The sequence below is a fragment of the Thermomicrobiales bacterium genome, from assembly GCA_023954495.1.
In the GTDB taxonomy this organism is placed as follows: Bacteria; Chloroflexota; Chloroflexia; order Thermomicrobiales; family CFX8; genus JAMLIA01.
Window position 1 is genome coordinate 1 of the sequence record JAMLIA010000132.1, and the last position, 4,808, is coordinate 4,808.

The 4,808-nt window shown below is 64.3% G+C and carries 4 protein-coding genes; all 4 read left to right on the forward strand.

Going from position 1 to position 4,808, the window contains the following annotated elements; translation table 11 throughout:
* Positions 1-983, forward strand: a 983-nt coding sequence (locus tag M9890_15395; protein ID MCO5178339.1) for a tetratricopeptide repeat protein, incomplete at its 5' end; no start/stop codon positions are given.
* A gap of 18 nt (positions 984-1,001) precedes the next feature.
* Complete coding sequence (locus M9890_15400; protein MCO5178340.1) at positions 1,002-3,113, forward strand: alpha/beta fold hydrolase; 2,112 nt, start codon at positions 1,002-1,004, stop codon at positions 3,111-3,113.
* A gap of 448 nt (positions 3,114-3,561) precedes the next feature.
* Positions 3,562-4,074, forward strand: coding sequence for an Hsp20/alpha crystallin family protein (locus M9890_15405; GenBank protein ID MCO5178341.1), 513 nt, complete (start codon positions 3,562-3,564; stop codon positions 4,072-4,074).
* Positions 4,075-4,204: 130 nt separating this feature from the next.
* The coding region (locus M9890_15410; protein ID MCO5178342.1) for a mechanosensitive ion channel family protein at positions 4,205-4,808 on the forward strand (604 nt) is incomplete at its 3' end.

Here is a 4,808-nt window from a genome sequence, read left to right on the forward strand (position 1 = left end):
GGCTCGCCGCCGAAGTCACCGGGCACTACCTGGAGGCGCAGGAGATCCTCAGCCAGATCATCGCGATGCTCGACACTGAGCCGCATGATCCCGCAGTGGATCGACACGCTCGGGATCTCGCCCGTGCTGCGGCGCTCATCCGCCACGGATCGCTCTACGTTCGCCTCGGCGATTACGCAGCCGGCGAGCGCGCGATCGACGCCGGGATCACGATCCTTAAGCAACTGGACGATCCGTTCAACCTCGGGCTGGCACTTAACTTCAAGGCCATGTTCGCGCACGAGGGCGAAGATTACGAGCAGGAGCGCTCGCTGCTGCAGGAGAGCATCGCCCACTTCACGGTAGCTGAAGACCGCTGGGGTCAGGGTTACTCACTCAACGATCTGGGCATGGCGACCCTGATGCTTGGTGACGCCGACGAAGCTCGCCGATTGCACCAACAGGCGCTGACCATCTTCGGCGAGATCGGCGATCGACGCGGCATGGCCTTCGCGCTCCACAATCTCGGCCTCGTTGCGCTCGCTGCCGATAACCTCGCCGAAGCGCGCGAGCGACTGTCTGAAGCGCTCACGATTCGCCGCAACTTGCGCCACACCTGGGGTGTGGCGGTGACGTTGGCACTCCTCGGTCGCGTGCTGCGCGCCGCGAATCGGCCTGACGCGGCACTCGCTCACCTGCGCGAGGCACTAACTCTGGCAGTTGATGCCCAGTCGATCCCGGCCGCACTCGGCGCAGCGATCGAATTGGCAGCCCTTCGCCTGAATGGCGACGCGCACGAGCGCGATCACGCGGCGCGGACACTCGCGCTGGCACTCGCCCACCCTGCGCTCGACGCACTGGGACGAGCTCGCGCCGCCACGCTGCTCGCCACGCTGGAAATTCCCCCACCGATCCCGTTGCTCGCGCCCGACTGGGTGACGCTGCCTATCGCCGAGCAGGTGCGGATTGTCCTGGGTGATGGTGCCGAGCTGGTCCGTGTCTGAGAGCGGCAAGGAGAAACGATGATGCGAGCCATTGAGCCGGTTGAGTCGGGGACGCTTCGATTACACGAGTTCGACATCGGCTACGAGCTGTTCGGCGCGCCGGATGCGCCGCCGGTTCTGCTGCTCCCCACCTGGCAGATCGTCCACAGTCGCATCTGGAAAATGCAAGTCCCCGATCTCTCGCGCAAGTTTCGTGTCATCACCTTCGACCCACCCGGGAACGGGCGCGGAGAGCGCACGACCGACCCGCGAGCCTACGAGTACGACCGCATCGTCGATCAGGCGATTGGCCTGCTCGATCATCTCGGTATTGAATCTGCGACTGTCGTCGGCCTATCGCGTGGCTGCGATTTCGGCATCACCCTGGCTGCGCGCTACCCGGAGCGCGTATCACGTCTGGCGCTGATCGCCTGCGGTGTCTGGCCTGACAGCTGGCAGCCACGCCCCAACACTGACTTCTGGGAGCAGCGCGAGCAGTACGACGGCTGGCAGATGCGCAACGCGCACTTCTGGCGCGAGCACTACGACGACTGGCTGACCTTCTTCTTCAACCAGCTCCTGCCTGAGCCGCACTCGACGAAGGGAGTTGATGACGGCATCTCCTGGGGCAACGACACCACGCCCGAGGTGCTCATCGCGACCATCCCGACGGCTGACCAGTTCCCCCGCATGCTGGCACGCGAGGCCATCCGGCGCGTACAGTGTCCTGTCCTGCTGATGCATGGCGACCTGGACCGCTGCGATCCAATTGAGGCGAGCCGGGCGCTCGCAGCCGCCCGACCGGACTGGACGTTCATCACGCTCGAAGGCTGCGGCCATCTCCCGAATCTGCGCGACCCGGTGATGGTCAACCGGGAGCTCGCGGATTTCCTCGTTGCCCCGTGCCCGTCACAGCGCACCTGGTCCCGCCCGATGGCGCGTGCCGAACGTCGGGCGCTGTTCGTCTCCAGCCCGATCGGCCTCGGCCATATCCAGCGCGACCTCGCCATCGCCCGCGAGCTACGTCGGATCGTGCCGGATCTGCGGATCGACTGGCTGGCCCAGCCGCCCGTCACCCAGGTACTGCAGCGTGAGGGCGAGACGATCCACCCACGCAGCCGCGAGCTGGCCAGCGAGTCGGGCCACTGGGAGGCGATGTCGCACGACTACCGGCTGCACTGCTTCAACGCCTTCCGCGAAATGGACGAGATCCTGTTGGCCAACTTCATGGTCTTCTTCGACGCCGTCCGCGAGACGACCTACGACCTGTGGATCGGCGACGAGGCCTGGGAGATCGATCACTTCCTGCACGAGAACCCCGAGCTGAAGCGCGCTCCATTCGCGTTCATGACCGACTTCCTCGGCTGGCTGCCAATCGACCGCTCGCCCGACTCACGCGAGGCGTACCTGACCGCTGACTACAACGCCGAGATGCTGGAGCACGTCCAGCGCTACCCACGCGTCCGCGATCGAGCCCTGTACTTCGGCACCTATGACGACCTGGTGCCCGACCGCTTCGGCTCTGACCTGCCGCTGATCGCCGATTGGGCCCGCGAGCACTTCGAGGCAGTTGGCTACGTCGTCCCGTTCAACCCGCATGATTATGTCGATACGGCGGGCGTCCGACAGCGGCTCGGCTATGCACCCGAGCGACCATTGATCGTCGCCGCAGTTGGCGGCACTGCCGTCGGTCGGCCGCTGCTGGAGAAGGTTGTCGCTGCCTGGCCGCTGATCCAGCGTGAGCGGCTGGACGCCGAGTGCCTGCTCGTCGCCGGCCCACGGATTGACGCCAACAGCCTGCCGAGCGGCGCGGGCCTCCGTGTCCTGCCCTACACCCACAACCTCTACGAGCATCTGGCTGTGGCGGACCTGGGGATTGTTCAAGGTGGGCTCGGCACGACGATGGAGCTCGTCGCCACCCGCCGCCCGTTCCTCTCCGTCCCGCTCCGCGATCACTGCGAGCAGGTCTTCCACGTCGCCCACCGACTGGAGCGTCACCGGGCCGGGCGACGAATGGACTTCGACGCGATGACGCCCGAGTCGCTGGCCGCCGCCGCGCTGGCAACGCTCGGCAGTGACACCAGCGCCTACCTCCCGCTCGACCCACAAGCCGCCACCCGCGCCGCACGCTCGATCGCGGCGCTATTGTGAAGCGTCAGCCAGCGCCAAGTTGCCAGTCTGTATGGTGCGGTAGTTACCCCCGCGGTTGGATTGTGTCGGGCGGGTGGGAGATCTTTCGGCTGCGGCCTCAAGATGACAGGAGAAAATGGAGGTTGCCATTCCAGCGGACCGACATTGCCATCAATGGCAAGCAGTTGGGTCCGATAGCCAACCTCTTCCCCTGTCATCTTGAGCGCGCACGCGAAAGATCTCCCACCTGCCCGACACAATCCAACCCCGGGAGAGAACGATGCTGACGGCGCGAATTATGCGATCAGGAAGCACTGCTCAGGTCGATTCATGTTCACACGGAGTTGACATGAATCGACTAAGGTACTATGATCGACATAGAATCGTATGGAGTGAGCCATCACGATCACGATGCATCTGACGGATGGCGCTCCTGTCGATCATAGTCGTGCAGCAGATGGAGGATGTCATGAATAGTACTCAGCGTTGGGACCCATGGCGGGATATCGTGTCGTTGCGTGAAGCGATGAACGGCCTGCTCGAAGAGTCGTTCGTCAGGCCGCGGGCCGGTATGGTCGCGATGACCGGCGGCATGGCTCTGGACCTGTCCGAGACCGACGAGGCATACATGGTCAGGACGACCGTACCGGGTGCGCAGCCGGAGGATGTCGATATCTCCGTCCTCGGCGACACACTCCGCATTGCCGTCGAGATCAAGGCTGACGAAGAGCGCGAGGGTGAGAAGTGGCTCGTTCGCGAGCGCCGCTTCGGCCACTTCGAGCGCACCGTCACGCTACCAAGCAGCGTCAAGCCGGACGAAGCTCGCGCCGATTTCGACAATGGCGTGCTGACGGTCACGCTCCCGAAGGCCGAGGCCGCCCGTCCGCGCCAGATTCAGGTTCGCGCCGGCGGAACACCTGACACGCCTCGCGCGATCGATGTCGAGAGCAGCACCGACACCAGCGAGCAGCCTGAGAGCTAGCCGGGGCGACGACATACCCGGAGCAGTTTCGACGGGGGTGGCCATTTTGGCCACTCCCGTCGTCGTGTGGCGAATGACCTGATAGTCTACTGCTCATCGTCGTCATGCTCGGAGAGGAGCGAGGCACCTCGTGGTTCCAGCTGGAATCTACCTGGTTGATAGCGCTGTCACTGTCCTGAGCCAGGTTCCCAATGAGATCCTCGATGGTCTCACCACTGACGAGGTTGTCGAACAGGTCAGTGGGTTCCTGGGCGATGCGGGGCGTTCACTCGCTCGGATCGCACTCATCATCGTCGTCTCGCTGATCATTCTCCGCCTGCTGCGCGCGGCTGTTCAGCGCGTCGTCACCGGCTTCCTCACAGCGCAGGGCGAGCCGACGCCGGTTCTGGTGCAGCGCGCCGACACTCTCGGTCGTGTCGTCGAATCGACCGGGCGTGTCATCGTCATTGCTATCGCAGTGATGATGGTGCTGACGAACCTCGGCATGGACATCGCTCCGTTGATTGCCAGCGCCGGTCTGGCTGGTGTCGCGATCGGCCTCGGAGCGCAAAGCCTTGTCCGCGACATGATCAACGGCTTCTTCATCATTTTCGAGAACCAGTACGGCGTTGGCGACGTCATCACCGTCGGCGCGGACACCGGTACCGTCGAGACCATCGACTTGCGCCGCACCGTCCTGCGTTCGATCAACGGCGCACAAATCATCATTCCCAACGGAGAGATCCGGGTCATTC

Coding starts and splice junctions, on each gene's coding strand:
- M9890_15405 (MCO5178341.1), top strand. CDS start 3,562: ATGAATAGTACTCAGCGTTGGGACCCATGGCGGGATATCGTGTCGTTG.
- M9890_15400 (MCO5178340.1), top strand. CDS start 1,002: ATGATGCGAGCCATTGAGCCGGTTGAGTCGGGGACGCTTCGATTACAC.